Source organism: Marinomonas piezotolerans (assembly GCF_003362755.1).
Classification (GTDB): Bacteria; Pseudomonadota; Gammaproteobacteria; order Pseudomonadales; family Marinomonadaceae; genus Marinomonas; species Marinomonas piezotolerans.
Genome location: NZ_QKRA01000005.1, coordinates 194049 through 219628, shown reverse-complemented (window position 1 = coordinate 219628; position 25580 = coordinate 194049). Strand labels below are relative to the sequence as shown.

The 25580-nt window shown below is 45.4% G+C and carries 27 protein-coding genes; 17 read left to right on the top strand and 10 right to left on the bottom strand.

Translation table 11 applies throughout. The features are described 5' to 3' along the window. Window positions 1-17 precede the first annotated feature (17 nt). From rlmB to DN730_RS12430, 12 genes are all read left to right on the top strand, one after another. Window positions 18-782, top strand: a complete 765-nt coding sequence (rlmB, locus tag DN730_RS12485) for a 23S rRNA (guanosine(2251)-2'-O)-methyltransferase RlmB (protein ID WP_115468472.1) — start codon at window positions 18-20, stop codon at window positions 780-782. 14 nt (window positions 783-796) lie between these two features. Further along, a complete protein-coding gene (gene cobT, locus DN730_RS12480) occupies window positions 797-1858 on the top strand; it encodes a nicotinate-nucleotide--dimethylbenzimidazole phosphoribosyltransferase (protein ID WP_211313882.1) in 1062 nt (353 codons plus the stop codon). Window positions 1859-1883: 25 nt separating this feature from the next. Next, window positions 1884-2624 (top strand): adenosylcobinamide-GDP ribazoletransferase, encoded by a 741-nt coding sequence (locus tag DN730_RS12475; RefSeq protein WP_245957961.1) that lies wholly within the window; start codon window positions 1884-1886, stop codon window positions 2622-2624. Beyond that, on the top strand, window positions 2625-3206 hold the full coding sequence (locus DN730_RS12470; protein WP_115468470.1) for a histidine phosphatase family protein: 582 nt from the start codon (window positions 2625-2627) through the stop codon (window positions 3204-3206). An 11-nt stretch (window positions 3207-3217) separates the two neighbouring features. After that, window positions 3218-3838 (top strand): trimeric intracellular cation channel family protein, encoded by a 621-nt coding sequence (locus DN730_RS12465; RefSeq protein ID WP_115468469.1) that lies wholly within the window; start codon window positions 3218-3220, stop codon window positions 3836-3838. Further along, window positions 3835-4452: a cob(I)yrinic acid a,c-diamide adenosyltransferase gene (cobO, locus tag DN730_RS12460; protein WP_211313881.1), complete on the top strand. Its 618-nt coding sequence runs from the start codon at window positions 3835-3837 to the stop codon at window positions 4450-4452. Before DN730_RS12465 ends, cobO begins: the two co-directional genes overlap by 4 nt. Window positions 4453-4615: 163 nt before the next feature. Next, the gene (locus DN730_RS12455) at window positions 4616-5233 is read left to right on the top strand and encodes a YitT family protein (protein ID WP_115468468.1); all 618 of its coding nucleotides are present in this window, start codon (window positions 4616-4618) and stop codon (window positions 5231-5233) included. Between the two features lie 60 nt (window positions 5234-5293). After that, a complete protein-coding gene (locus DN730_RS12450; RefSeq protein ID WP_245957960.1) occupies window positions 5294-5842 on the top strand; it encodes a GNAT family N-acetyltransferase in 549 nt (182 codons plus the stop codon). Then, complete coding sequence (locus DN730_RS12445; RefSeq protein WP_115468466.1) at window positions 5835-6548, top strand: pseudouridine synthase; 714 nt, start codon at window positions 5835-5837, stop codon at window positions 6546-6548. Before DN730_RS12450 ends, DN730_RS12445 begins: the two co-directional genes overlap by 8 nt. A gap of 20 nt (window positions 6549-6568) precedes the next feature. Further along, window positions 6569-6943 carry a DUF2750 domain-containing protein gene (locus DN730_RS12440; RefSeq protein WP_115468465.1) on the top strand — a complete coding sequence of 125 codons (375 nt, stop codon included), beginning with the start codon at window positions 6569-6571 and terminating at the stop codon, window positions 6941-6943. Window positions 6944-6962: 19 nt separating this feature from the next. Further along, window positions 6963-7460, top strand: coding sequence for a HugZ family pyridoxamine 5'-phosphate oxidase (locus DN730_RS12435; protein WP_147290580.1), 498 nt, complete (start codon window positions 6963-6965; stop codon window positions 7458-7460). Window positions 7461-7481: 21 nt separating this feature from the next. Continuing rightward, window positions 7482-8114, top strand: coding sequence for a TetR/AcrR family transcriptional regulator (locus DN730_RS12430; protein ID WP_115468463.1), 633 nt, complete (start codon window positions 7482-7484; stop codon window positions 8112-8114). Here the strand turns inward: DN730_RS12430 and DN730_RS12425 are convergent, their stop codons facing one another. Beyond that, on the bottom strand, window positions 8115-11582 hold the full coding sequence (locus DN730_RS12425) for a hybrid sensor histidine kinase/response regulator (RefSeq protein ID WP_115468462.1): 3468 nt from the start codon (window positions 11580-11582) through the stop codon (window positions 8115-8117). A 389-nt stretch (window positions 11583-11971) separates the two neighbouring features. Between DN730_RS12425 and DN730_RS12420 the strand changes: the two genes are divergently transcribed. Continuing rightward, window positions 11972-12454, top strand: a complete 483-nt coding sequence (locus tag DN730_RS12420; protein ID WP_115468461.1) for an FKBP-type peptidyl-prolyl cis-trans isomerase — start codon at window positions 11972-11974, stop codon at window positions 12452-12454. A gap of 192 nt (window positions 12455-12646) precedes the next feature. Here DN730_RS12420 and DN730_RS12415 read toward each other — a convergent pair whose 3' ends face one another. From DN730_RS12415 to DN730_RS12400, 4 genes are all read right to left on the bottom strand, one after another. After that, window positions 12647-12847, bottom strand: coding sequence for a hypothetical protein (locus tag DN730_RS12415; protein ID WP_115468460.1), 201 nt, complete (start codon window positions 12845-12847; stop codon window positions 12647-12649). Between the two features lie 177 nt (window positions 12848-13024). Beyond that, window positions 13025-13549: a hypothetical protein gene (locus DN730_RS12410; protein ID WP_115468459.1), complete on the bottom strand. Its 525-nt coding sequence runs from the start codon at window positions 13547-13549 to the stop codon at window positions 13025-13027. A 66-nt stretch (window positions 13550-13615) separates the two neighbouring features. Continuing rightward, window positions 13616-15382, bottom strand: coding sequence for a sodium:solute symporter family protein (locus DN730_RS12405; protein WP_115468458.1), 1767 nt, complete (start codon window positions 15380-15382; stop codon window positions 13616-13618). A 5-nt stretch (window positions 15383-15387) separates the two neighbouring features. Next, on the bottom strand, window positions 15388-15648 hold the full coding sequence (locus tag DN730_RS12400) for a DUF4212 domain-containing protein (protein WP_115468457.1): 261 nt from the start codon (window positions 15646-15648) through the stop codon (window positions 15388-15390). A gap of 210 nt (window positions 15649-15858) precedes the next feature. Here DN730_RS12400 and DN730_RS12395 point away from each other — a divergent pair, with 210 nt between their 5' ends. Next, the gene (locus DN730_RS12395) at window positions 15859-16380 is read left to right on the top strand and encodes a GNAT family N-acetyltransferase (RefSeq protein WP_115468456.1); all 522 of its coding nucleotides are present in this window, start codon (window positions 15859-15861) and stop codon (window positions 16378-16380) included. Window positions 16381-16417: 37 nt separating this feature from the next. Here the strand turns inward: DN730_RS12395 and DN730_RS12390 are convergent, their stop codons facing one another. Further along, entirely contained in the window at window positions 16418-17839 is a 1422-nt protein-coding gene (locus tag DN730_RS12390; protein WP_115468455.1) for an aminotransferase-like domain-containing protein, read from the bottom strand. 207 nt (window positions 17840-18046) lie between these two features. On the opposite strand from DN730_RS12390, the gene DN730_RS12385 reads away from it, so the two are divergent. Genes DN730_RS12385 through DN730_RS12375 form a run of 3 tightly spaced genes read left to right on the top strand, consistent with a single transcriptional unit; the run spans window position 18047 to window position 18995 of the window. Next, complete coding sequence (locus DN730_RS12385; RefSeq protein WP_115468454.1) at window positions 18047-18259, top strand: YjiS-like domain-containing protein; 213 nt, start codon at window positions 18047-18049, stop codon at window positions 18257-18259. Window positions 18260-18284: 25 nt separating this feature from the next. Next, a complete protein-coding gene (locus tag DN730_RS12380; protein ID WP_115468453.1) occupies window positions 18285-18596 on the top strand; it encodes a GIY-YIG nuclease family protein in 312 nt (103 codons plus the stop codon). Window positions 18597-18623: 27 nt separating this feature from the next. Beyond that, window positions 18624-18995, top strand: a complete 372-nt coding sequence (locus DN730_RS12375; RefSeq protein WP_115468452.1) for a VOC family protein — start codon at window positions 18624-18626, stop codon at window positions 18993-18995. Between the two features lie 23 nt (window positions 18996-19018). Here the strand turns inward: DN730_RS12375 and DN730_RS12370 are convergent, their stop codons facing one another. The 4 genes from DN730_RS12370 to glgB all read right to left on the bottom strand — a co-directional run bounded on the left by DN730_RS12370 (window position 19019) and on the right by glgB (window position 25563). Further along, the gene (locus DN730_RS12370; RefSeq protein ID WP_115468451.1) at window positions 19019-19987 is read right to left on the bottom strand and encodes a serine/threonine protein kinase; all 969 of its coding nucleotides are present in this window, start codon (window positions 19985-19987) and stop codon (window positions 19019-19021) included. A gap of 11 nt (window positions 19988-19998) precedes the next feature. Further along, on the bottom strand, window positions 19999-21267 hold the full coding sequence (locus DN730_RS12365) for a response regulator (protein WP_245957959.1): 1269 nt from the start codon (window positions 21265-21267) through the stop codon (window positions 19999-20001). A gap of 76 nt (window positions 21268-21343) precedes the next feature. Next, window positions 21344-23368 (bottom strand): glycogen debranching protein GlgX, encoded by a 2025-nt coding sequence (glgX, locus tag DN730_RS12360; protein WP_115468450.1) that lies wholly within the window; start codon window positions 23366-23368, stop codon window positions 21344-21346. Between the two features lie 17 nt (window positions 23369-23385). Next, the gene (glgB, locus tag DN730_RS12355) at window positions 23386-25563 is read right to left on the bottom strand and encodes a 1,4-alpha-glucan branching protein GlgB (RefSeq protein ID WP_115468449.1); all 2178 of its coding nucleotides are present in this window, start codon (window positions 25561-25563) and stop codon (window positions 23386-23388) included. Window positions 25564-25580 lie beyond the last annotated feature (17 nt).

Genomic DNA, 25580 nt, shown 5'->3' with positions numbered 1-25580 from the left:
AAGAGTATTAAAGCCATATGGCAGATTTAGATTGGGTATACGGCCTGCATGCAGTTGAGAATGCATTGGGCCAAAAAGGTAAAGTCAAAGAGATCCGACTTCAGGAAGGACGTGATGACAAAAAGATGCAGCGCATTATACAGCTGTGTCAAAAGCAAGGGCTGCGCATTCAGCAAGTACCTCGTAAAGATCTTGATCAGTTGTTTAGTAAAAGCAAAGAGCGTGTTGTGCATCAAGGTGTGGTTGCGCTCGCAGAAGTGACCAAAGCAGGCGATGACAAAGATCTTGTTCGGTTAGTTGAAAGTCTGGAGGAGGTGCCGCTCATTGTGATTCTTGATGGCATAACAGACCCTCATAATCTTGGGGCGTGTTTGCGTAGTGCAGATGCCGCAGGAGCGCATGCTGTTGTGATGCCCAAAGACAAATCAGCGCCCCTCAATGCAACGGTGAGCAAGGTGGCGTGTGGTGCTGCTGAAAGTATGCCTGTATTTGCTGTGACAAACTTGGCTCGAGCGATGAAAAAGTTACAAGATCTAGGTGTTTGGATTTTTGGTACTGCAGGCGAGGCAACACAAACAGTCTATGAGCACGATCTAACCATACCGACAGCAATCGTGATGGGCGCGGAAGGTGATGGTATGCGTCGTTTGACCCGTGAACAGTGTGATTATTTGGTTAAACTGCCAATGAGTGGTGTCGTCAGTAGCTTGAATGTTTCCGTTGCGACAGGTGTTTGTTTGTACGAAGTGGTACGTCAAAGAGCCGCGAAAGCGGGTGCTTAGCGGTGAGGTGAAAAGTGCTAAAACAATTTCAAGTGACGCCAATTAGCGATGCATTAGATAGCCAAATTCAACACAAGATTGATACCAAAACCAAACCACTCGGTTCGCTCGGTGGCTTAGAGGCTCTTGCCTATCAAGTCGCCCGCATTCAGAACACCCTTGTTCCTGAGATGAAACGAGCGCACATGCTGGTATTTGCCGCCGATCATGGTGCCGTCGAGAAAGGGATGAGCGCGTTTCCGCAAGAAGTGACTCCTCAGATGGTCGGTAACTTCTTAGCTGGAGGTGCGGCTGTGAGTGTGTTTTGCCGCCAACATAATGTGCCGCTAAAAGTGATAGATGTTGGTGTGAAAGTTGATATGCCTGACCATCCATTATTAGCTCAGCGTAAAGTCGCATATGGCAGCCAAGATTTCACTGAACACGCTGCATTAACGTTGGAAGAAGTCAACACAGCTTTAGGTGTTGGTGCGGACGAAGTGTCAAATGTCGTGTCACAAGGGACGGATTTGTTGATGTTTGGTGAGATGGGGATCGGTAATACGGGCGTATCTTCCTGCATGCTCAGTGCTATAAGTGGTCAGCGAGCTGAAGAAACGACAGGTCGTGGAACCGGCCTAGACGATGAGGGGGTGTCCCAAAAATCAGCCATTCTTACTCAAGCGCTGAATCGCGCGAGTACTTCACTGAATAAGCCGATTGGAGAATGGGCTCCTTGGGAGGTCGCTACACAGGTTGGTGGTTTAGAAATATTGGCCATGTCTGGTGCCATGTTACGCAGTGCAGAATTACAAAAGCCGTTTGTTGTCGATGGTTTCATCTGTACGGTGGCGCTGTTATTTGCAAAACAAATGCAAGCACATGTGGTGGATTACGCGATTTTTGCACACCAATCGGGAGAACAGGCGCATCGTAAGCTGCTAAATGAGTTCGACGCTAGACCCATCTTAAAGCTGGATTTACGTCTTGGAGAAGGATCAGGTGCTATCTTGGCATATCCGATAATCCAAAGCGCTGTGGCTTTCTTTAATGACATGGCGAGCTTTGAATCCGCTGGGGTAAGTAATGCCACCTAGTCTATTTGAGGACTGGCGAGGGCTTATGAGAAGCATCGCCACCTATACTCGAATCCCTCTGAATATTGATTGGAACGATTCTAGAAAGCATACGCCTAGCGTGTGCTTTTTGCCTTATGTTGGTGTGATTGTAGGCTTGTTGAGCGCTTGGCCACTGTTGTTCAATGCTTGGACGGCAGAATTTCAAGCCGTGTTAATGATGCTCAGTGCTGTCTTGATTACGGGCGCGTTTCATGAAGATGGCTTGTTAGATGCGTCTGATGGCTTAGTGGGCGGCTGGAGCGCAGAGCAGCGTTTAATCATCATGAAAGACAGCCGTGTCGGAAGTTATGGGGTAATCGCTGGGATCTTTTCGTTTGCGCTCAAATGGTGGTTATTGAGTCTGTGGATCGTTACGGAGTCGGTGAACTCGCTTTATGGGGTATTGTTAGGCTGGCTTGTGGTCCACATGGTCGCGCGTTGGCTGCCGATCTTGCTAATGCAAAGTTTAACGTATGTCTCTCAAGGACAAAGTAAAGCTAAAGCAATGATCTCTCCTTTCACTCCGAGAGGATGGGCGTGGTTAGCTGCAACAGTCACCATTGCTATAGGCTTGGCTGGATTGGATGCGTTGCTGAGAATTATCGCCATGCTAGCAGTCCTGTATATCCTATGCGTCGTGTATTTTAAACGTCGCCTTAATGGCTACAATGGCGATACGCTAGGCGCAGCCGAACAAGTTGCTGAAATTGCCGTACTATTTTCTTTACTTGGTTGGGTGGCATAAATGAAGTTGTTATTAATACGGCATCCTAAGCCAGATGTACCGTTAGGTCTGTGTTACGGGCAAACCGATGTTCCTTTGGTTGAAGATTGGTTCGCAGATGCAAAAGCAATTTCCTCTTGTTTGGCCACGCAATACGCTGACGTTCAGTGGCAGTTTTTCCATAGTCCATTAAGCAGAACTGCGTTGCTTGCTAAGGCCATTGCTCCTCATTCTGACGCTGTTGATGCCATAAAAGAGATTGATTTTGGTGAGTGGGAAAGTCGCCTTTGGCAAGATATTCCCAAAGCAGAAATAGATCAATGGGGAGCGGATTTAGCCCATGCTGCTCCGTACGACGGTGAATCGCTGACGGCTCTGACTAAACGGGTGATGGGCTGGCTCGAAGGTGTCATAGCTACTGATCAAGATACTGTACTGGTGACTCATTCAGGTGTCATAAAAGTGTTAGTGGCGGAGTTATGCGGTATCCCATTGACACATTGCCACTGCTTTAATCCAAGTTACTCTACGATTACCGAGCTAGAGTTGGGGCCGGGGTACGCTGTTCTGCAACGCTTGGGTGCTGGGGATTGGGCTAAATAACGAGAACGAATATGTTGCTTTATATTTTGGGCATGATTGGTATTGCCGCGTTTGCGATCACTGGTGTGATATCCGCAGGGCGCCGTAATATGGATTTGTTTAGCATTGTTTTGTTGGGCATGGTGGCGTCACTGGGAGGCGGCACGATACGCGATGTAGTGTTACGGCTCGACGCAGTTTATTGGGTCAACGATACCTCTTATTTGTGGGTGGCGATCCTGTCGTCGGTTTTTGCTTTTTTCGGTGTGCGTGTGATCGAAAATCGACAACAAGTGTTCCATTATGCGGATTCATTTGGCCTCGCTCTTTTTACTGTTGTGGCGACAGAGAGTGTTCTAAACATGGGGTTCTCACCGATTATCGCGATGACAATGGGTGTGACGACTGGTGTTGCTGGTGGCATGATGCGCGATCTACTGAGCCATCGGCCGCCACTTGTATTAGGCAGAGAGTTTTATGCGACACCTGCTTTTTTGGGAGCATTGCTCGTTGTTTTGCTGGAGCGGAATATACCGTTTCATGAATATAACGCGATTTATTCAGCGTTGTTGATTTTTATATTAAGGCTTTTTGCTATCCATAAAGGCCTCTATTACCCAAGTTGGTTACTGTACAAAAAGAGAGAATCATGACAACCAAACGAACTGAAGAAGAGTTGGCAAACATTGAGATGGCAAAACGCCTGAAAAAAAAAGAAGTGGTTGATCAACGTATTGCCGCGGCGACAGAAGAAAGGGGCGTTTCAATCCTGTTGACGGGGAATGGCAAGGGTAAGAGTTCAAGCGCTTTTGGTACCATGGCTCGGGCGTTGGGTCATGGTCATTATGCGACGGTTGTACAGTTTATCAAAGGTCGTAAAGCGACGGGAGAGCAATTATTTTTTGGTAAACACCCACAGGTCGATTTTCACGTAATGGGGCACGGCTTTACTTGGGAAACCCGCAACCCTGAATTAGAGCAAGAAGCGGCCAACCAAGCATGGGCCGTTGCTCAGCAAGCCTTGTCTAATCCAGATATCAATTTCGTTTTGCTGGACGAAATTACCTATATGTACAAATACGGTTATCTAAATGTAGCGGACTTGCTGCAAGCGTTGGCCTCACGACCTGTCAATCAGAATGTGATGATGACTGGGCGTACCGCACCGCGAGCGCTTATCGACACAGTCGATACGCACAGCAAAATAGCCGATGAGCGTCACGCGTTTGCGCATGGCGTAAAAGCCCAGCAGGGAATTGAATGGTAGTGCCGACTGCTAAACAGTGAGTGCCTGTTAGCCGGAAATGTGAGTGTACAATTTTTTGTACACTCTTGTCGCAAGCTGCAATATTGCGTGATGTGATGCCCTAGAGTAGACCCCTTGTAACGACTAAAATAGCCTCTCAATTCAACAACTTTGAGAGGTTAATATGGCTGTGGCTGCGCCCCAAATTCATCGGCACACTTGGTTAGAAGATGCTCAGGCAATTTTCGCAGGCACCGTGATGATTGCTCTTGGTATCAACTTCTATACGCAAGTGGGCTTATTGACGGGTGGAACAGCGGGGATAGCATTTTTGTTTAGTTATATTTCTGCTTTTTCGTTCGGCCAAATCTTCTTTGTCATTAACTTGCCGTTTTATTGGTTGGCGATTCGACGTATAGGTTGGGATTTTACGTTAAAGACATTTTTAGCCGTATTCCTAGTCTCTGCGTTTTCTGATATCACTCCTATGTTTTTACAACTTGAGAACATTCATCCCTTCTATGCGACTATTGTTGGTAGCTTCTTGGTGGGGATTGGTTTTCTGATGCTGTTCCGCCACAACGCAAGTCTAGGTGGTTTGAATATTATGGCGCGTTACTTATTTCAGACTCGTGGCATACCCGTTGGTAAATTCATGATGACTGTGGATTGTATTGTGGTATTTTTATCGATCTTTATCGTCGACCTTCAATTAATTGCGATGTCTATTTTTGGCGCAGTTATACTGAACTTCATTCTCGTCATGAACCACAAGCCTGGTCGTTACGCCGTTTCACTTTAGTCTGACCAATCTTCGTTCCTTAAACGGTGTGGGTCAGGTATCATTAACCGAAATGTGTTAATGAAAGGACCTTCACCGTTGGATCTATTCAAGGTTGATACCCTCACTCCATACCTTCATGACCTTGTTGAATTGCTCATCGACGCAGTTGACAATGGTGCTGCCATTGGCTTTTTGCCGCCTTTAAGCGAGCAGGAAGCGATTGATTACTGGCATTGTATTAACGATGAAATACAACATAACTCGCGCCAAATTGTGTTAGTGCGAGTAGACGAAAAAGTGGTGGGAGCAATACAGCTAGAGCTATACGCCAAAGCAAATGCGCTGCACCGCGCCGGCATTGAAAAATGGATGGTGCTATCTTCTTATCAAGGCCAAGGCTTAGGTAGGTCGCTTCTACAAGGCGTGGAAAAAGTGGCAGCATCGCTTAATCGGCAGCTTTTAACGTGTGATACGCGTGTTGGTGATTTAGCTGAAACGATACTCACGCAGCAAGGCTGGCATCAAGTTGGCGAAGTCCCTAAATATTCTCGTACTGTCATGGGGACATTCTATGATTGTGCGATTTACTACAAACCTATCGAGCCTACCCAAGATCTCTATGTCTAAACCGTTTACTGATCCATCTGTTCGTCTAGATTTTTATGTGTCCCATACGTTGGGCCTTTCCCGCAAAGAAGCAAAAGTTCGCATTGGCCGTGGTCTTATTAAGGTTAATGGAGAAGAAGTCAAAAAAGCTAATCGCATAGTTACGGCAGATGATGATGTGTTTTTTCTTGATGAACAACTGAGCTGGCCACGCGAAAAGTATTTTGTCATGAATAAACCCGTGGGTTTTGTTTGTGCTACGGAAGATAGTGAGCATGCTGTTGTGCTAGATCTTATTGCTCAACCTGATCTAAAAGATCTCCGTGTAGTGGGGCGACTTGATATCGATACAACGGGGCTTTTATTGCTTACAACGGATGGTCAATGGTTGCACCGCATAACTTCCCCCAAAAGCCAATGCCCGAAACAATATCGTGTATGGACGTCAGATCCTGTGACGGATGAGGCAATCGAAAACTTGTGTCAGGGCGTGCAGTTGAACAATGAAGAGGGGCTGACAGCACCCGCAGAGGTTGAGCGAGTTGATGAAAATCAAATTCTTCTGACGATTAGCGAAGGAAAATATCATCAAGTCAAACGTATGCTTGCCGCCACAGGAAATCGAGTTGTCCAACTTCATCGAGAAAAAATCGCTAGCCTGAGTTTAGCTGGACTTGAAGAAGGCGCCTATCGACCACTTACAGACGCCGAAGTTGCGTTGTTTTAAGCTGATTAAGAGTATTTTTTATGAGTGAAGAGTTATCGTTAGACCAGCGAATTCAATTGTTAGCCGCAACCGATGACGTGCGCCTAGAGTTTTTTGTTAAGAGTGTGAAGGAGCATCAATCGGTTTGGAGCCTAAGTAATGAAGAAGGCTTCGTGATGGTAGAGACTGATGACGGTGATTGCGTCATGGTGTGGCCTGACGCTGATTTCGCTGCGCAATGGGCAGTAGAAGAATGGGACGACTGTGAGCCAGTTGAAATTTCATTTGAGACATTTACCACATTGTGGCTGCCAAGCTTAGAGAAAGACAATATTACCTTAGCAGTATTCCCAAATATTGAAGATGAAGGAAAGCTGACAACCGCAGCGGAAATGAAAGAACTGTTAGGCATTTAATTTAGTGGCGAAGTGAGCATTGAAGAATCAACGATTGGCCCGTGAGTTGGTCGAAGAAATAAAGCTATTTTTGAGCGCTACTAAAAGCTTGATGTTGTCTGTTTCAAGCTTAAACGCTCCTATTGCTTCTTATTCGCCCTTTGCTTTGGTAGACGGTGCTTTCTATATATTGGTTAGTGAGTTAGCAGAACATACTCATGCGCTGCGGGCAGTGCATAATGCGTCGGTGTTGATCATCGAAGATGAATCACTTAGTGGTAATATCTACGCTCGCCGACGTCTTCAATATGAAGTATCCGTCTTACCCATTTCGAGACAGGATTGCGTTTGGGAGTTAGCTACTCGTGCGTTGCAAAATCGTCACGGCGAGATTGTTGATCAGTTATTACAACTTAACGATTTCTATATGTTTGAATTGCGTCCTGTAACTGGGCGATATGTAAAAGGTTTTGGACAAGCATTTGAGCTTGCGCCCGGAACCTTAGTGAATGATCAAATTGATCACATACGTCGATAAAGGTAAGGAATCTTTTATATCATGAGTAAGCGTCAGGCCAATCGTGAAGAAATTTTTTCGCGTATTTTAGAAGCGGCTGAAATTGAATTTGGGTTGAAAGGCTTTGGCGGTGCCAGCCTGCAGCATATTGCAGAGCGTGCTGGATTACCGAAGCCAAACATTGTGTATTACTTTCAATCTAAGGCAAATTTATACAAACAGGTTCTCAATAATATAGCGGACAGTTGGAATGACTTGTTTGATAAAGCGAGTATCGAAGATGACCCCGCAGTTGTATTGGATAGTTTAATTCGTACCAAACTACGTCAAAGCTTTGAGTGCGGGCGTTCGTCACGCATTTTTGCGCAAGAAGTCATCCAAGGTGCAAACCATATTGGAGATTATCTCAAAGAGGATCTGAGGCCATGGTTTGAGTCGCGCCTGGGTGTTATCGAAGGGTGGATCGCAGCGGGTAAAATGCGCCGTGTTGATCCTGCTGCGTTGATCTTTATGATTTGGTCGACGACACAGCACTACGCGGACTTTGAATCACAAATCTTTGCGTTGACCGGTAAAGATCAATACGACGAGCAAGATTTGATCCGTATTGGAGATACTCTGAGTGACATAATTTTGCGCGGCTGTGGGTTGCAAGTACCGGAACCTAGCGCCTAGTCAGTCTGACTGGCGCTGCCCCACGATATGTTGTACCAAAGCCCGTAATTTTGCGGGCTTTGCTGGTTTTGGCATATATGAAATATCTTCTGCTTGGCAAAGATCGCTCAGCTCGTTAGAGCGTACTGCAGTGATTAGAACAGCGGGAATTGGCGTCTCAAATCGTTCTCGTAACCGTTTAATCAACTCAAGGCCGTTATATTGGGCATTAAGTTGGTAGTCCATCAATAATAATTCTGGAATATCTTTGCTCTGTGCCGTTAGGGCGTCTTCATAACGAGAGAATGTTCGATATGTACAGTGCCATTTGCTCAATAACGTTGCCATCGCTTCTAAATTATTTGAATCATCGTCTATGCACCATACATGGCACATTTCTAGTTCTTTATTAATCCTACTCACGGTTTCTTTTGGGATTGCCTTGGCATTACTGAGTTGGTTGTGCGCCTTTGGAACGAGAATGGTAAAGCAGCTGCCTTTATTAGGTGTTGATTTGACGCGAGTTGTAACACCTAACAATCTTTGCATGCGTCGAACAAGCCCAAGCCCTAAGCCCATACCTGGTTCGTTATTGTTTTCCCAGCGGTAAAAATCTTCAAAAACTTTTGCCTGCTCAGGTGCTGGAATGCCTACCCCTGTATCCCATACTTGAATATTGACCTGATCCTTTATCGGGCGTACAGAAATCAACACGCGGCCGTGACTCGTGTATTTGACCGCATTGGACACAAAGTTCTGAATAATACGGCGAAGGTATACCGGGTCGGTATGTACACGACAAGGCCGAATGTGAGTCGTAAGAGATAGATGTTTGCTTTGGGCGATTACCCCGAATTCGGCGACGATCGGATCAAGAATAGCCGCTATATCAACATCAGTGAGTGTGGGACGAATGGCCCCCTGATCGAGTCTAGCGATCTCAAGTAATGTAGCAATGAGTGTTTCGGTAGACTCCAGCGAGTCGCCTAATTTGTCCAATGTTGTTTTTGCTTCCCCACCGACATTGCTGTCTTGGAGCGCACCCAAATATAGCTTAGCAGCGTTCAAGGGTTGTAGAATGTCATGACTTGCTAACGCTAGAAACTCCGTTTTTGAGGCGTTGGCTCTCTCTGCTTCTGCCTTTGCAGACAACAGCTCTTGTTCTGCTTGGGCGCGTCGTTCTATCTCTTGCATTAGCTCTTGGTTAATGCCTTGAACTTCTTGGGTTCGAGCAACCACCCGTTTTTCTAAATCTATATTGGCATCTTTCAGCGCTCGCTGACTTTCTATATGTTCAGTGACATCTGTGAAGGAGGTTACGAAACCGCCATTAGGTAAGGGGTTGCCTACCATTTCGATGACTCGACCATTGGCTCGTCGGCGTAAGAATCGATGCCCTGTGGCTTTACGAAGGTGCTCCAAGCGTTTACTTACAAGCTCTTCGACATCACCCACTCCGCATTCTCCATTGGCGGCGTTGAAACGAATCAACTCCTCTACAGGTAGTCCAATTTTCAGCATACCTTCTGGATATGGGTACAGTGCTGCGTAGGTCTTGTTCCACGCAACCATTCGTAAGTCCTTGTCGACCACACTAATGCCGTGATCAAGGTTATCCAATGATACGAATAAGAGGCTTTGATTGAATTGAATGGCTTGTGTTGCCTCATCAAGATAGGTCACCATTTCTTCAATTTTGATCTGCTTGTCTACCAGCAAGGAGTTGACTATGGTCCGAGCGGATGAGCCACCAAGTACCCCACCTAGCACACGTTCACAATACCCTACGAAGTGTTTTGATGGACCTCGATTGCTGGATACTTTTTCGTGATAAGTTTGCTCGAATGAGCGAATGACTTCGGCACACTTCTGTTCACCCAAAAAGGTCTCTAGCAAAACAAACAGATCGCTATTAAGCGCTTTGCTCTTGGGTTTGAAAAAGCCCGTCTCGATTTCTGATGTTGGTGTTACAAATGCGGTGGCTTGGATTCGATCAACCAAGCGTTCTGACGCTAGAAGCGATCCCAATACATAGCCAATGACATTGGCGATTAAGCTAATGAGTGCGCCGTAGCTGATGAGTTCGGTTCGAGAGCTGTAATTGCCAAATGAGGTCGAGTTTACGCTACCTGTAATCGGAAGCATCATCCAAAGAAACCAGCACAAAAAGCCTAATGTGAGACCGGTATAGACGCCGTAGGCATGCCCCCGTTTCCAATATAACCCACCGATGACAGCTGGCACGAGCTGAAAAACAAGAGAAAAAGCGATCAGACCAGTGCTGGACAGTGACTCGCTGTTAGCCATTTCCTGATAGTAAATAAATGCCAATGCCAAAATGCCGACCATGGCGATTCGGCGAATCCAGAGAATCCGTCTCTGGTATGTTGGTAACCCCTGCTTTTGTGAGGAATTACGAGCAATCATCAGAGGCAATATGACATCGTTACTTATCATGATGCTCAGAGCAAAAGTAGCGATAATCACCATCGCTGTTGTTGCCGACATCCCGCCTAAGAAAATTAAAATCTGTAATGGCAGATTATTAGACTCTAACGCAAATTGAATAACGTAGGTGTCACCATTGATCGTACTGTCGAATAGGCTTTGGCCAACGAGGGCGATGGGAGGGATTAAAGCGGCAAAAATCGCTAAGTAGAGCGGAAACACCCAGCGTGCGGTATTAGATTGTCGACTATTTTGATGATCAACAATAGTGACATGAAACTGACGAGGTAAGCAGATTACGGCAGCAGCAGCCATAACGGTTTGCATGATAAATGGGAATGAAACTATCGTATCCGTGCTCCATGCGCTGAGGTCTGTTACATCGATAAAGTCAGCGAGTGAGCTAGCTCGTGCCGCGAATATAGCAACAAGGCCTACAGCAATCACAGCGGCGAGTTTAAATAAGGACTCACTACCAATGGCAAGCATCATACCTGATCGGTACTCAGTTACTTCGACTTTTCGAGTACCAAATAACATCGCAAACACACCAATCAGTATGGTTGAGGCAAGTACGACAAGACTGGTTGAGGATTCATCTTGGTTGACGAAAAGTGCCAAATTTGAGCCGATGGCTTTTAGTTGAAGCGCGATATAGGGGATAACCGCGAGCATGCAAATAAGAATGACCAACGGCGCTGTGAGTGGTCGCTTGCCATATCTTGAGGAGATGAAGTCTGCCACGGACGTGATGTTTTGACGGTGGCTAACAAAAATCATTTTCTTAAGAATACGAAAGCCAAAGGTATATAACAAAACAGGGCCCAGTAGTATCGGCAGATAACTCCATCCAGAGCGAGCAGCTTCGCCGATGGCCCCATAAAATGTCCATGCGGTACAGTAGATTGCAAGTGAAAGGCTGTATACGAGAGGGTGACGTGTTAGGCGTCTTGCGTTAGGGCTGTCTTTATCCCCCCATTTTGCGATCCAAAACAGTACTAAAATATAAAGTATTGCAAGAAGTATCCAAAAGGCTGTCATTCAGGGGTCAGGTCCATTAGCTAGGGATAGTGAAGTTTCTTTAATTTAACACAGCGGAGTCCTAGATCTCTTAGACGTTAGTCGTGTGCAACATGACTTTTTGATCTTCAGAATACAACTTATCGACGAAATTGTTCAGCCAGTAAACAGGGGATTTTATGTCGTAATGGAGATAAATGGTCAAAATACGTCATATATTAAGAGAATTGCCTTAATAACGACCAATAGCCTACTAATTTCCGGAAAAATGCTCTTCACGGTAGTCATCCGTTTATGGCTTCGTTACCATTATGCCACTTACATAAAGGGTTCGTGATGTGGCGGTGTTACGCAAACACGATTTTGCTTTTATCAAGCACTCGTTCCCGAGACAACGTTAGGAGAAGAGAATGCAAATTGCGGAAAACACAGTAGTCAGCATGCACTACACCCTTAAAGATGAAAACGGTGAAGTGTTAGATTCATCTGCTGGTCAAGAACCATTAGTATTTCTAAGTGGTGCACAGAACATTATTGAAGGCCTAGACAATGCGCTTCAAGGCAAAGCAGCGGGTGATGCGATGCAAGTAGAAGTGTCTGCTGAAGAAGGCTACGGTCCAGTTCATGAAGAGCTGATTCAAAAAGTACCGCATGAGAATTTTCAAGGTGTTGATTCAATCGAAGTGGGCATGCAGTTCATGGCGCAAACGCCAAACGGTCAACAACCCGTGACAGTCATTGGTGTTGAAGACGATGGTGTAATGCTGGATGGTAATCATCCGTTAGCGGGCAAGTCTTTGAGCTTTGAAGTGGAAGTGGTTGATGTTCGCGAAGCGAGTGCTGAAGAGCTAGAGCATGGACATGTACACGGTGAAGGTGGTCACCAACACTAAAATACATACCTTAGGGTTTGTTTAAAGAGGGCTGCTTGGGTAACCAAGTGGCTCTTTTTTATATCTGCAAGTGGCTCTTTTTTATATCTGTAGTGTACGAACGTTGAAATAGGGGGGGGATGGATGAGTCTCAAGGACGGCGCATTGTTGTGTTATTTTCGCGCGCGCAACCTTAAGAAGGAGACTGAGTTATTACGAGTGAGCGGTATTAACAGGTTTTAGTACAGATGCAAGAGATACCACAACATTCTTAGCCCATGCTGTAGCAGATTTAACGACGCTAAGTGCGTATTGAGAAGCTTCTGCTTGAGCAAGCATAATTGCTTTATCTTGTTCAGTTAAGTAAGTAGTGTCAACGTTGTCTAACAGTTCTTTAATAGATGGGTTACGCATAATGTTTTCCTCTCATATGAATGATTTTGTAAGTTAATTTTATATCTGGGCTTTATATTGCACAAACGATATAAAATCTCCATATAGTTGAGAAAAACTAATCTTTAATTTTAAAGCCTTGATTAAGAAAAAGCCTCATGCGCCTATATTTTTATGTCGTATGAGACATTCGATTTTCTAGGTCTTCTGCGCACAGATAGCCGTTAGCAATGGGTCATTTGAGGGAAGTGGATGCCACTCTTTAGATGATGTGGTGTTGCCGGGTGGAATATTGAGGTGGCTAGTAAAATTCGCCCGAGCGTTCGCGCTACAATGTATCACTTGGGTGACGCGCTTAGCCGTTAAGCGGCGTTCAAAGAAGTATAAATCCACTAGATATACGTCTTGGTTGACTTTGTTCTGAGCGGCATTACTGATGTCCGCTGCGATAAAGCGCGTGGTTTGTGGGTAAAAAAAGCTCCAGGGGCGCCATGGTGCTGTTTCTTCAACGGTTTTGACAACGACAACACCGCTTGGCAGCAAACTGGCTTGATGTGAGTACCAAGAATATTCACTTTGAATTTGAAAGCCGATCATGCCGAGTCCCGCTAGGGTCGGAACAAACCATTTGGGTACTTTTTTTAGCGTAAGCTTGCGAATAAACAATGCGATGCCAGCTCCCGCTAAACCAGCACATACTGTTGCAATCAGTTCCCAAAGCATAGAGTCACCTTATTATTGTTGTAAGAGAGTGAAGCTAGCCCGTACGGGCTAGCTTTCTTATATTGCTTAATGATCAACAGCGCCACCGGCCCCTTTTGGGTAACGAACGCTTTCAACCAATTCTTGGATTTCTTCGGGTACATCTTCAGTCATGTTGGACACAGTGAAAGCAACCGTAAAGTTAATTACAGCACCCAAGGCACCAAATGAAAGTGGAGATACGCCGAATAACCAATTATCAGGTGTATTGGCTAGCATATTTGTCTCAGGGATAAAGAACCAACCCAAGTAAGTAAAGATGTAAACCAGCGTGGATATTAAGCCAGCCAGCATGCCGGCGACGGCTCCTTTACTGTTTACTCGTTTTGAGAAAATACCCATCATGAGCGCAGGGAAGATTGATGCAGCAGCGATACCGAAAGCAAGCGCGACGACTTGCGCGGCAAAACCGGGTGGATTCATACCTAAGTAGGTCGCGACAATAATCGCGACAAACATTGATATTCGAGCGGCCAGCAATTCTCCTTTTTCTGTGATGTCTGGGTTAATAGATCCTTTAATCAAATCATGGCTGACCGCAGAAGAGATGGCGAGGAGAAGACCTGCTGCGGTGGATAACGCAGCCGCTAAACCGCCCGCAGCAATCAATCCAATTACCCAGCTCGGCAAGTTGGCTATCTCTGGGTTTGCTAAGACCAAGATGTCTCGGTTTACCGTAAGTTCATTACCTGCCCAGCCGCGAGCAGTGGCTTCATCGTTAAATGAAGGCGTATCATTGTAAAATTGAACACGACCATCATTGTTTTTATCTTCGTACTTAATGAGACCTGTTTGTTCCCATGTTTTGATCCAGTCAGGACGTTCGGCGTATTCGATGGATTCCGACGTTGGACCTTCAGGGTAAATGGTTGTCATGAGGTTGAGGCGAGCCATCGATGCAACCGCAGGCGCTGTAAGATAAAGTAATGCAATAAACACAAGCGCCCATCCAGCTGACCAACGAGCATCGGCTACTTTGGGCACGGTAAAGAAGCGAATGATAACGTGTGGTAAACCCGCAGTACCGATCATCAGAGATAGGGTAAACAGTACCATATTAAGTTTGTTGTCGACGTCAGCGGTGTAATCTCTAAAGCCAAGCTCACGTACAACTTCATCGAGCTTCGCAAGCAGCGGCATACCTGATTGTGTATGCTCAGAGAATAAACCAATTGCTGGGATAAAGGTGTCAGTTAGCTGCAATGAGATGAAAACCGCAGGAATGGTATAAGCAACAATAAGTACACAATATTGCGCAACTTGTGTGTATGTAATCCCTTTCATACCGCCAAGTACGGCGTAGAAGAAGACAACGACCGCTGCAATCATCAATCCAGTATTGTTCTCAACTTCTAAAAAGCGAGAGAAAGCAACCCCAGCGCCTGTCATTTGGCCAATGACGTACGTTACTGATGCAATGATCAAACAGGCAACTGCCACGAGGCGTGCGGTGCGGCTGTAGAATCGGTCTCCTATAAAGTCGGGTACCGTAAATTTGCCAAATTTACGTAGGTACGGAGCGAGTAGCATAGCGAGCAATACATAACCTCCAGTCCAACCCATTAAGAATGTAGAGTTCGCATACCCACCTGCGGCAATCAGGCCCGCCATGGAGATAAAAGATGCCGCAGACATCCAGTCTGCTGCTGTCGCCATACCGTTCATGACTGGGTGAACACCGCCTCCAGCCACATAGAACTCTTTGGTAGAGCCGGCTCGTGCCCAGATTGCAATACCAAAATACAGAGCAAATGACGCACCGACAAACAATAAGTTAATGGTAAATTGACTCATCCTGATTACTCCTCCAGCCCGAATTCTTTATCGAGTGAATTCATGCGCCAAGCGTAGAAAAACACTAAGATAATGAAACTAATGATCGAACCTTGCTGCGCAAACCAGAATCCTAAATCTGTTCCGCCAATCTCTATGTTTGCCAGTAATGGCCGTAGCAATATGCCAAATCCATATGAAACCAACGCCCATACAATTAAGCAGCCAAAGATTAATCTGACATTCGCCTTCCAATAATTCTCTTGATTTTGAGTATGATCTGACACGATAGATCTCCTTTGTTATTTTTATTTGCATGGTCAATGTAGCAGCGTGTTTGTAAAGAAGAATTGAGACTTTAGTCGAAGTAGGTGAAATATTGCTTAAATGAGTAGGTAATGAGGATAATTTGAGAGGGGGTTATCTATACGGTGACTTTTGTATTTTTCTTTCTACCTTTAATGTTGGGTTGTTATGACATTCAGTAAGGAGAGGAGATGCGTTCCAAGCAATTAGTGTTTAGAACAGCGAAATTAGCGGATGCTAATGATGTCTTGGAGCTTATAAATACAGCGTATCGGGCTAACCAAAGCTGGACAGATGAAGCCGCTTGGGTTGACGGTAATCGTTTAAGTATTGGTGTCGTTCGAAACTTCATACGAGATACTGGAAGTGTGATGTACGTACATCAACGAAACGGTGTAATCATTGCTGTAATCCATGCAAGCGTCGTTGCGAATGAAGCAAATATCACATCATTGGCTGTTCACCCTAACTTTCAAAAAAGAGGCATCGGGAGTGCGGCATTGGATGTAATAGAAAGCTCCTGCCGCAATAAGCTGGGCGTAACGTTTATGTCTACCTCTGTGTTATCCCCAAGAGAAGAGGCATTAGCGTATTTGACGAAACGTGGCTTTGAACTGATTGATTATCAAGAGGCATTTCCTAAACATATGAAAATGGGAATTCCAAAGTCAGACAACCTGAAATTATCCTACCTTGTAAAACCTCTACACTAACCCCACAGCAGACAGTCTCCGTGCATCATATGATGTGCTAAAAGAGGTTAGGGTGTTCTGCCTTAATAAGTTGCGCAATAATTTTTATCCCTTCGGTACGTAATTCGGCTGTTTGGTCCGAATAGTTTAAACGGCAGCAGCTACGATATTTTCCAGTCGCTGAGAACAAAGATCCTGACGCAATGGCGACACCGTGCTCTTGAGCTTGCTCCGTTAATTTCGTTGTATCGACTTCGGGGGGGAACTCTACCCAAAGAACAAAGCCTCCGGCTGGACACGTCACTCGAGTAGCGTTGGGTAGGTGTATCTTTATCGCTTGCAGGAGCTGATCTCGGCTGGTGGCATAGGTATTGCGAATCTTGCGGATATGGCGATCATACCCTCCTAATCGTAAAAATTTCGCCAAGGCAATTTGGGATAGCGTTGGACACATTGAGCTGCTGACGTATTTTATGTGAGTCACTTGATCTCGGTATCGACCAGCCGCGATCCAGCCAACTCTCATTCCCGGTGCTACGGTTTTGGAAAATGAAGAACATAATAGTACTCGGCCATCTTCATCAAAGGCTTTAATGGCTCTTGGACGTGGAAATTCGTATGTTAAATCACCATAGATGTCATCTTCGATAATAGCAATATCGTACTCTTGGGCTAACTTATACAGCGCTTGCTTTTTATCTTCGGGCATAACGTAGCCTAACGGGTTATTTGCCGTTGGAGTGACTAGTATCGCTTTGATTGGCCATTGGTCGAGGGCCAACTGTAGAGCTTCTAAGCTGATGCCGTGCTCAGGGTGAGTTGGAATCTCAAGCGCTTTGAGATTTGCAGCTTTGATCGCTTGCATTGCGCCATAAAAGCATGGTGATTCAATGGCAATAATATCGCCCGGCGCACTGACCGCTCTTAAGCAGACAGAAAGCGCTTCTTGGCATCCGGATGTGACCACCACGTCATCATGATGTAATTGGCAGCCTGACGCGACGGCTAGTCGTGATAATTGTTCACGCAACTCAATATGCCCGCGAATGTCTCCATACCCTAAGCCCCAATCTGGATGTTGGCGATGCAAGTCTGACAGGGACTTTAGGAGAGGTGTCAATGTGCTTACCGTCATGTCGGGGGCTGCGTGCTGCAATTGAATGCGTGTGTTAGCAGGACGATTGGAGAGTAAGTTAAGGACTTGCTCCCATTGGGAGACGTCCAATGGTCGCTGTGGAGGGCGTGAAGTATGCGGCAAATTATCATTATGAGGTTGGCTTGGCACAAAGTATCCAGACTTTGGCTTGGCTTCAACTAGACGCTCGGTTTCCAGTGTACGGTAAGCCTCTTGGACCGTTGATATGCTGACCCCGTGTTCCGTCGCTAGTTGACGTACAGACGGTAATTTGTCACCAGGCTTATAGAAACCATGTTCTATGTGCTCCCTTAGGCGGTCCGCCAGCTCAGCATACAAACTCATAATATGAATCCTTTGAATTGATACAGTTACGATTATAGAGAGTCTGTTATTAGATTTGACCATACAGATTGCGAGTTTGTGCGCCATACAGGTGATCTATTTGCAATCTGTATGGTAACTTTTGTTGTAGTCTGCCTCTGCAATCTCCTTAGTAAACGCTTTATCGTATCTCTACTAAAGTCGTTAACGAACGTAAGGAGAGCAAAGATGATATTCATAGCATTGGTTGAAGCAGTAAGAGGAAGTGTATTGAATTATCAAACAAGGAAACAGTTAGCGAAGTGTGATGAGTCTGTATTAAAAGATTTAGGGATCTCTTCACACGAGCGCTATGTTGAGCAAAACAAAGCAAACACCTTAACTCTGCTGGTCGAGATGCATAGAAAAATTATGCACGAGATGCGAAACTTACGCGATTGAAACGCTTTAAGAGTCGTATCGGTATATGGCAAAATGCTGGTTTGTGTATATGATTAAAACGCATAAAAATACGCTCTACACTGGTGTGACAACAGACGTAGAGCGGCGTTTTCGGGAGCATGCAAGCCAAGGTGTAAAAAGCGCCCGATATCTAAGGGGCAAAGCACCATTGGAGCTTGTATGGGTTGCATCGGTTGATGATAAGCAAATGGCTATGCGTCTTGAATATCGCATTAAGCAGCTACCTAGGAAGACAAAAGACAAGCTCGTAGCGAATGAGCATACTTTGGAGAGCTTGTTTGTTGATGTCTTTGAGACAAGCAGTTCGTCGGTTTAAACATAATGTTATGGTGGGGTGTAGGGTGTGATAAGTCGCTTTAATCATATTGTGTTGACGGTATCAGATGTCGAACAGTCCGTGGCTTTTTACCAGCGTGCATTGCATATGGTGCCTGGGGTATTGGAGGACGGTCAACGTTTCATCAGTTTTGGGACTCAGTCTATTTACTTGCAAACCTTAGGTCAGGAAATGCGTCATCATCCACTTGAAGGGGCAGGAAATATTTGTTTGGTGAGTGACTGGGCACTGGAAGAAGTGGTTGAGCATTTAACCTCAGAGAATATTAAGTTGCTAGCCGAACCGACGACCAAAACAACGCCCCAAGGTGTTATGCAATCTGTGTATTTTAACGACTTAGACAATAACCTAGTCGAAGTCGCCGTCTATCATCAGTGATGATGTATATCGTAATGAGGTAACTATCGCCATTGTCCCCACTGTTTTAAGATGTCGTCGAGATCATTGAGGTGTTGCAACCAAAAGTCCTCACCTTTGAAGTGCGGGAAGATTGCAGGGAAAGCGGGGTCTTGCCAACGCTCCGCAATCCAAGCAGTATAGGCGATGTGCCGTTCTGCCATGAATACATCAATTAAATCGAGTTCACGAGTGTCAAATGGGTGATAGTTTTCATAGCCTTCAATAAGTTCACTTAACTGCTGTTGTTTGGTATCAGCCTCCGACACATGTAGCCATAGATCCTGTATCGCAAGTCCCATTCTACAATCGTCAAAATCTAATAGAGTCAGAGTGCCTTCACAATTAAGTAGATTGCTACGGTGGCAATCGCCATGGATAAATCGCGGTCTATTCGTTGGGCAGCGTTGCTCAGTGATAGTCATTTTCTCAATGAGCTGTTGAGCCAGTTGACGATAGCGTGCGACTAATGTTTTCGGTAAAAAGGGACAGTTTTCAACCAATTTGCTTGCGGTGAGAGTACGTACCTTTGGCTCAATAAGAGGGCGTTTTGGGGTGGTCCATGTTTGTGTCTGATGGTGCAAATGACCCACAAGCTCGCCGATTGCGTAGAGCTGATCAAGATCGCCTGCTTCGAGTGGCATCCCCGTTAGCTTTTGGGTCACACTGAAGTGAAAGTTGTTGTACTCGAATAAAGTCTTGCCATCAAAGGTCATTGGTGCTGCAACGGCTATCCCTTGTTGGTCAAGCATGGCAAGGACATCGTGTTCTTCTTGTATCTGGGCTGGCGTCCATCGTCCCGGACGGTAAAATTTCACAATAAGAGGTGTACTGTCTTCTATACCGACTTGGTAAACTCGATTTTCATAGCTATTCAATGGATACTGACGGAAATCAGAGTAAAGGCCTAGAGACTCGACAGCATTAATTACGGTATCTGGTGTCAAGGCTCCATAGGGGTGTTGCTGGGTCATATAATGGTCTTTTATAGCAGCTTAAGGCGCTTTTTAAGCGTTAATTCTTGAGCTTGGGTGAGGGGCGATGCTTTACCTTCTTTTATGAGCCGGTGCCATGTCTGCCACGTTTTCACCGCTTCTCCTAAGTGGTTACGCGTAACGTACTGCTGCACTTCAATACGAAATGAATTGGTTACGGCGACTGGGCTTGCTTTACCGATGATTCGCAGGCGTATTAAAGCTCGTTTAAATTTCTCGTTTAAGGATTTACTCTCCGCGCCACTGGCGATCAGCTTAGTGATGGATTGCAAATGGTCGTAATACATCTCGACATTCTCGTCCGCTGTGTCACGAGATAATCGAATGACCCTAGAATAGGCTTGTTCAGCTGAGCTCCAGTCATTGAGCTCAGAGCTAATATCTCCTAGCCTTTTACTACGCTCGGCAGAGCGTGGGGAGACTTCGAGTACGGTACGCAAAGCTTGTTGCGCTGCTTCTAAGTTACCAAGCTTTTCGTGTGCATCGGCGAGCAAATCGTAAGCCGAAAGAAAGTGTCGGCTTAGGTTTATGGTGGTTTCTAAATTTTTTGCTGCGCCTGCATAGGACTCCAACGCCATTTCGCATTGGGCAATGCCATAATAGGCCCACGCTAAATTTTTGTGCTTCTGCGTAATAAGCATGTAATGCGTTTTAGCCGCTTTGTATTCACCTTTAGCGTAGAGCGCTTCACCAATCGATTTTAGGCATAAGTTCTCGTATGGCTTATGGTGTGCCATGATGGCTTTTGCTTCACTGATCACCTCATCCCACTGCTGGACTTTACGTGCTTGATTGAGTTTTTCGAAGGATTTTTTCTGTTTTATCACTCGACCAAGTCGACGAATAAACGCTTCAGGAGGAAAAGGTTTAACCAGATAACTGTCTGGTTGGTATTCGAGCACGCTGACGACGGCTTCATAGGCTGTGTCGGCTGTGATCATCATAAATATGGTGGAATGATCGAGCGAGTAGGTTTTGCGAGTGGTTTCTAGGATCTGTTGGCCGTCAACACTGCCACCTAAATTGAAATCAGATAACACAATGTCATAGCGTCCATCCATGATTCGCTTCAGACCAGCTTGACCCGAAGGCTCTATATCGATTTTGCTATACCCTAATGAAGTCATTAGAGACTTAAGCATTAAGCGCATTTCACCGATATCTTCGATGATTAATACGCGCTTGTTTGAATTTGAGTCAGACTTTTTTTCATCTGATTGGTTCAGATTCTTAAAATCGGGGACAGTAACTTCGGCCACAAAATTGTTCCTATCATTCACTAGTTATTGCAGCTCAATACTTCTAAATTTGAGCCCATTTTTTATAATACTCTTGTCACTTTAGCGCAATTAGCGACACTGAGCGAGTCTCTAATGTTAACTTTTGATCAGATAAGTTATACCCACCTGTAGAATATAGCAATGTATCGATGCGGCTCTCAGATGGAGGTGTTACGAATTGTTGTTTATCTGCACGATAAAAAATAAGCCACAATTTAGTGTTTGTTTTGCCGTCTGTTAACGTCAAGGATAGGTATGTTTGATCTGATGTGCTCCAGTCTTCTGCGGACATAGGTTGTCCCGATGCGTTAAACCATTCGATATGATCTGATGTCTTGTGATGATAAAGTGGATCATCAGGTAGAAAAGCCTCAGCGAGAATCGGATACTGTTTACGCAAAGCAAGCAAAGTACTGATATCTTGAGTTAAAGTTTGTTGCTCTTTTGAGACCCGCCAGTCGAGCCAAGTAATAGAGTTGTCTTGGCAATACGCATTGTTATTACCTTGTTGACTGTTAGAGAGCTCGTCTCCCCCGAGGAAGTGAGGCGTTCCCTGACTGAGTAGCAGTGTTGCAATAAAGCATCGCTGCTGCACTAGTCTTTTTTCTAAAATGTCAGTGTTTTCTGTTTCGCCTTCAACACCGAAGTTTTGACTGATGTTATCGCCATGTCCATCACGGTTGTTTTCCCGATTAGCAAGGTTATGACGGTCATGGTAAGAGACGAGATCACGCAACGTGTAACCATCGTGATAAGTAATGTAATTCACTGAGTGGAGCGCGCTTTTGTGACCTTTATGAAACACATCGCGCGAGCCCATAATTCGCGTGGCAAATTCCGGCACTACATCGCTATCACCCCGCCAAAATCGTCTTACGGTGTCTCGGTATTTATCATTACACTCCATAAAACCATTTGGAAATTGACCGACTTGGTATCCATTTGGCCCGATATCCCAAGGTTCCATAATAAGTGTGGTTTTGCTCAGTATCGGGTCTTGCAGTATGGCGTGAAGCAAAGGCGCGTTTGGAGAAAAGTCATGGGCTTCGCGCCCCAAATCAACACCTAAGTCAAATCGAAAGCCATCTACCCCCATGATATCGACCCAGTAGCGCATACTGTCACAGATCAAGCGTATACTGGCAGGATGATAGGTGTCGACACAGTTTCCGCAGCCAGTATAGTTTAAGTATTGCTTTTGGTTGTGACGATAGTAAACGGCATTGTCTAACCCCCGATAACAGGTAGTGCCGTGGTTTAATTCACTTTCGGCGGTATGGTTGTATACCACGTCAATAATGACTTCGAAGCCAGCCTCATGAAAGTTCGCAATCATTGTTTGAAATTCATCGACAGCATCGTTAACTGCGTAGCGACTATCAGGCGTGAAGAAGTTAATTGGATTATAGCCCCAATAGTTAGTGAGCTCTTTTTCCATTAAGTGTATTTCGTCAGCAAAGGCGAAACACGGGAGCAGCTGAATCGTAGTAATTCCTAGTTGCTTTAGATGTCGGATAGCTGGTTCGCTGCACGCTCCAAGGTAAGTTCCTTGAAGCCGTGGTTCAATATCAAGCTGTTGGCTAAACCCCTTAATGTGCATCTCATACACGCAGCGATGGTTTCCAGATAGGGCGGTTGGTCGTTTATGCGGTTTGGGCTCAACGGTTCGAACAATAGATTTCGGTACACAGTGCGCTGAGTCTTGTGTGTCTGGAGTGCCAGCATTGGTCAGAGAAATTTGATCAGAATGAAAGGTTAATCCAGAGCTAAGGGATTTTGTGTAAGGATCAATAAGAAGCTTGTTGATGTTGAAAAAATGCATGCTTTGCGGCTCAAACAAACCGTCTGCTCGCAGTCCATATAGTTGTCCTTCCTTTAACCCCATGACTTCTATGTGCCAAATATTATCGGTGCGCTCAGTAAAAGGGAGGCGGTCTACTTCTTCGTGTTCAGCGTTAAAAAGACATAAGTAAAGTTGCTGAGCATTCTTAGAAAATACCGCAAAGTTGACACCTTGAGAGGTGACCGAAGCACCCAATGGCAAAGGAAAGCCAACTGAGGTTTGCTTACATTGAGTCATTGAGTGCTCCTTGTCGATCATTTACTCGGGGTCCACTTCAGTGCTATTGCGGCCATTGGCGGAATTTGAAGGTCAATACATTGTGGGCGACCATGGCTCTCTTTTGGGGTCGTTTCGTATTGTTTGCTAACCTCGTAACCGCTGCCTGCAAAGTCTTTATCATCGGAATTGAAAACCAATTTATAAGAACCTGACACGGGGGTACCGAGACGGTAATTATTGTGAGGTGTAGGCGTGAAATTTACGATGACGATAATATGCTCGGCAGAGCCTTTGGCTTTTCGGGCAAACGCGATAATCGAGTTCTGATTATCGTCGTAGCTGATCCACTCAAATCCACTCGGAGAGTGATCCAGTTGCAGAGCGGGCTCGCTTCTATACAAACCGTTTAGCGTCCGAGTCACGTTTTGTTGTGCTTGGTGAAACTCGATATCCAGTAAGTGCCAGTCCAGCGAGCGTTCATGACTCCACTCTAACCCCTGCGCTAATTCGTTACCCATGAAATTGAGTTTTTTGCCAGGATGAAAGTACATATAACTGGTAAAGGCTCGTAGGTTCGCAAATTTTTGCCAAGCATCTCCCGGCATTTTGGTAATCATTGAGCCTTTCCCGTGCACAACCTCATCATGTGAAATGGGTAGAATGAATTGCTCGTCAAAGGCGTATACCATGGAAAATGTCAGGTCACCTTGATGGTGTTGGCGATAGATGGGGTCTTTGCTAATGTACTCCAGTGAATCATTCATCCACCCCATGTTCCATTTGAAACCAAAACCTAGACCGTTCATGTACGTGGGTTTCGATACACCTGGAAAAGCTGTTGATTCCTCAGCAATCGTGAAGCACCTAGGGTGATTGAGATACACCGTCTCATTTAGTCGACGAATGAAGGTAATGGCCTCATAGTTTTGATTGCCACCATCAACATTGGGTACCCATTCACCATCTTTGCGCGAGTAGTCCAAGTAGAGCATAGAGGCTACAGCGTCAACACGTAAACCATCGATATGGAACTCTTCCAGCCAATAGTTAGCATTACTAATCAAATAATCGATGACATGGTCTTTGCCGAAATCATAAATCAAAGAGTTCCATTCTGTGTGCCAGCCTTTTTTCGGATCAGGGTATTCATACTGTTTTGATCCGTCAAAATTGCCTAATCCGTGACTGTCAGTCGGGAAGTGGGCTGGTACCCAATCCATGATGACACCAATATTAGCTTGGTGTAACGCATCTACAAGTGCTTTAAACTCATCCATCGTGCCGTAGCGCGAGGTTGGGGCAAACAATCCGATAGGCTGGTATCCCCAAGAGCCATCAAAGGGATGCTCCATGACTGGCATTAATTCTACATGGGTGTATTTCATGTCAATGAGATACTGCACCAGTTGTTCTTTATGTTCGCTATAGCTAAGTGACGAGCCATCCATGTGTTTGCGCCACGACCCTAGATGCACTTCATAGATGCTCATCGGCTGTTCATAGATGTCTTCAACGGGGCGACTTGTCCAAGCAGTGTCTTGCCACTCATATGTGTCCGGTGCACAAACAACACTTGCGAAGGAGGGGTATTGTTGAATTGCTGTTGCGAATGGGTCTGTTCTATGGGGAAGTAAATCGCCGTTAGCCGCCCTAATTTCGAATTTGTAACAAGCACCTGGTTTGACGTCTGGTATAAACAGACGCCAAACCCCATCACCATTACTGGACATGGGGTGAATACGACCATCCCAACCATTAAAATCACCAATGACCGCGACAGATCGAGCCGCTGGTGCATACACACCAAAACGAGTACCGTCGATCGTCAATGAATCTGATACCTTGGCAGATGCGTGAATCGCGCCTTCTTTTTTGTAAAGTGTGGCGCTGTGATGTTCTGGGTCATGAAAGGTTGTTTCAGGAAATTGATATGGATCGACGATCGTGAAAGTGTCTTGACCATAACTAATACGCAGTCGATAGTGGTCTGTTTGAAGATTGCTTGGCCAAGCTAATTGATATAAGCCTTGAGGCCCTGTAGCGACCATGGCGCCAATGACGTCTTCTGCGTCAATTTTTAAAACATCAATGGCGGTCGCGTTAGGGCGCCAAACAGTGAGTGTTCGTCCTTTACCTTGAGCATTTGGCTTAAGCCCTAGACATTTAAAAGGGTCGGAACAGCGTGCGTTGATGACGTCGTTCAGAAGATCCATTTACTTCTCCAACCATG

What these genes read in the sequence shown, in the direction of transcription:
- DN730_RS12380 (WP_115468453.1), top strand. Translation starts at nt 18,285, where the DNA reads ATGGCAAAATGCTGGTTTGTGTATATGATTAAAACGCATAAAAATACG.
- DN730_RS12475 (WP_245957961.1), top strand. Translation starts at nt 1,884, where the DNA reads ATGAGAAGCATCGCCACCTATACTCGAATCCCTCTGAATATTGATTGG.
- glgB (WP_115468449.1), bottom strand. Translation starts at nt 25,563, where the DNA reads ATGGATCTTCTGAACGACGTCATCAACGCACGCTGTTCCGACCCTTTT.
- DN730_RS12390 (WP_115468455.1), bottom strand. Translation starts at nt 17,839, where the DNA reads ATGAGTTTGTATGCTGAGCTGGCGGACCGCCTAAGGGAGCACATAGAA.
- glgX (WP_115468450.1), bottom strand. Translation starts at nt 23,368, where the DNA reads ATGACTCAATGTAAGCAAACCTCAGTTGGCTTTCCTTTGCCATTGGGT.
- DN730_RS12440 (WP_115468465.1), top strand. Translation starts at nt 6,569, where the DNA reads ATGAGTGAAGAGTTATCGTTAGACCAGCGAATTCAATTGTTAGCCGCA.
- DN730_RS12370 (WP_115468451.1), bottom strand. Translation starts at nt 19,987, where the DNA reads ATGACCCAGCAACACCCCTATGGAGCCTTGACACCAGATACCGTAATT.
- DN730_RS12465 (WP_115468469.1), top strand. Translation starts at nt 3,218, where the DNA reads ATGTTGCTTTATATTTTGGGCATGATTGGTATTGCCGCGTTTGCGATC.
- DN730_RS12395 (WP_115468456.1), top strand. Translation starts at nt 15,859, where the DNA reads ATGCGTTCCAAGCAATTAGTGTTTAGAACAGCGAAATTAGCGGATGCT.
- cobO (WP_211313881.1), top strand. Translation starts at nt 3,835, where the DNA reads ATGACAACCAAACGAACTGAAGAAGAGTTGGCAAACATTGAGATGGCA.
- DN730_RS12445 (WP_115468466.1), top strand. Translation starts at nt 5,835, where the DNA reads ATGTCTAAACCGTTTACTGATCCATCTGTTCGTCTAGATTTTTATGTG.
- DN730_RS12415 (WP_115468460.1), bottom strand. Translation starts at nt 12,847, where the DNA reads ATGCGTAACCCATCTATTAAAGAACTGTTAGACAACGTTGACACTACT.
- DN730_RS12455 (WP_115468468.1), top strand. Translation starts at nt 4,616, where the DNA reads ATGGCTGTGGCTGCGCCCCAAATTCATCGGCACACTTGGTTAGAAGAT.
- DN730_RS12450 (WP_245957960.1), top strand. Translation starts at nt 5,294, where the DNA reads ATGAAAGGACCTTCACCGTTGGATCTATTCAAGGTTGATACCCTCACT.
- DN730_RS12470 (WP_115468470.1), top strand. Translation starts at nt 2,625, where the DNA reads ATGAAGTTGTTATTAATACGGCATCCTAAGCCAGATGTACCGTTAGGT.
- rlmB (WP_115468472.1), top strand. Translation starts at nt 18, where the DNA reads ATGGCAGATTTAGATTGGGTATACGGCCTGCATGCAGTTGAGAATGCA.
- DN730_RS12425 (WP_115468462.1), bottom strand. Translation starts at nt 11,582, where the DNA reads ATGACAGCCTTTTGGATACTTCTTGCAATACTTTATATTTTAGTACTG.
- DN730_RS12385 (WP_115468454.1), top strand. Translation starts at nt 18,047, where the DNA reads ATGATATTCATAGCATTGGTTGAAGCAGTAAGAGGAAGTGTATTGAAT.
- DN730_RS12410 (WP_115468459.1), bottom strand. Translation starts at nt 13,549, where the DNA reads ATGCTTTGGGAACTGATTGCAACAGTATGTGCTGGTTTAGCGGGAGCT.
- DN730_RS12430 (WP_115468463.1), top strand. Translation starts at nt 7,482, where the DNA reads ATGAGTAAGCGTCAGGCCAATCGTGAAGAAATTTTTTCGCGTATTTTA.
- DN730_RS12420 (WP_115468461.1), top strand. Translation starts at nt 11,972, where the DNA reads ATGCAAATTGCGGAAAACACAGTAGTCAGCATGCACTACACCCTTAAA.
- DN730_RS12405 (WP_115468458.1), bottom strand. Translation starts at nt 15,382, where the DNA reads ATGAGTCAATTTACCATTAACTTATTGTTTGTCGGTGCGTCATTTGCT.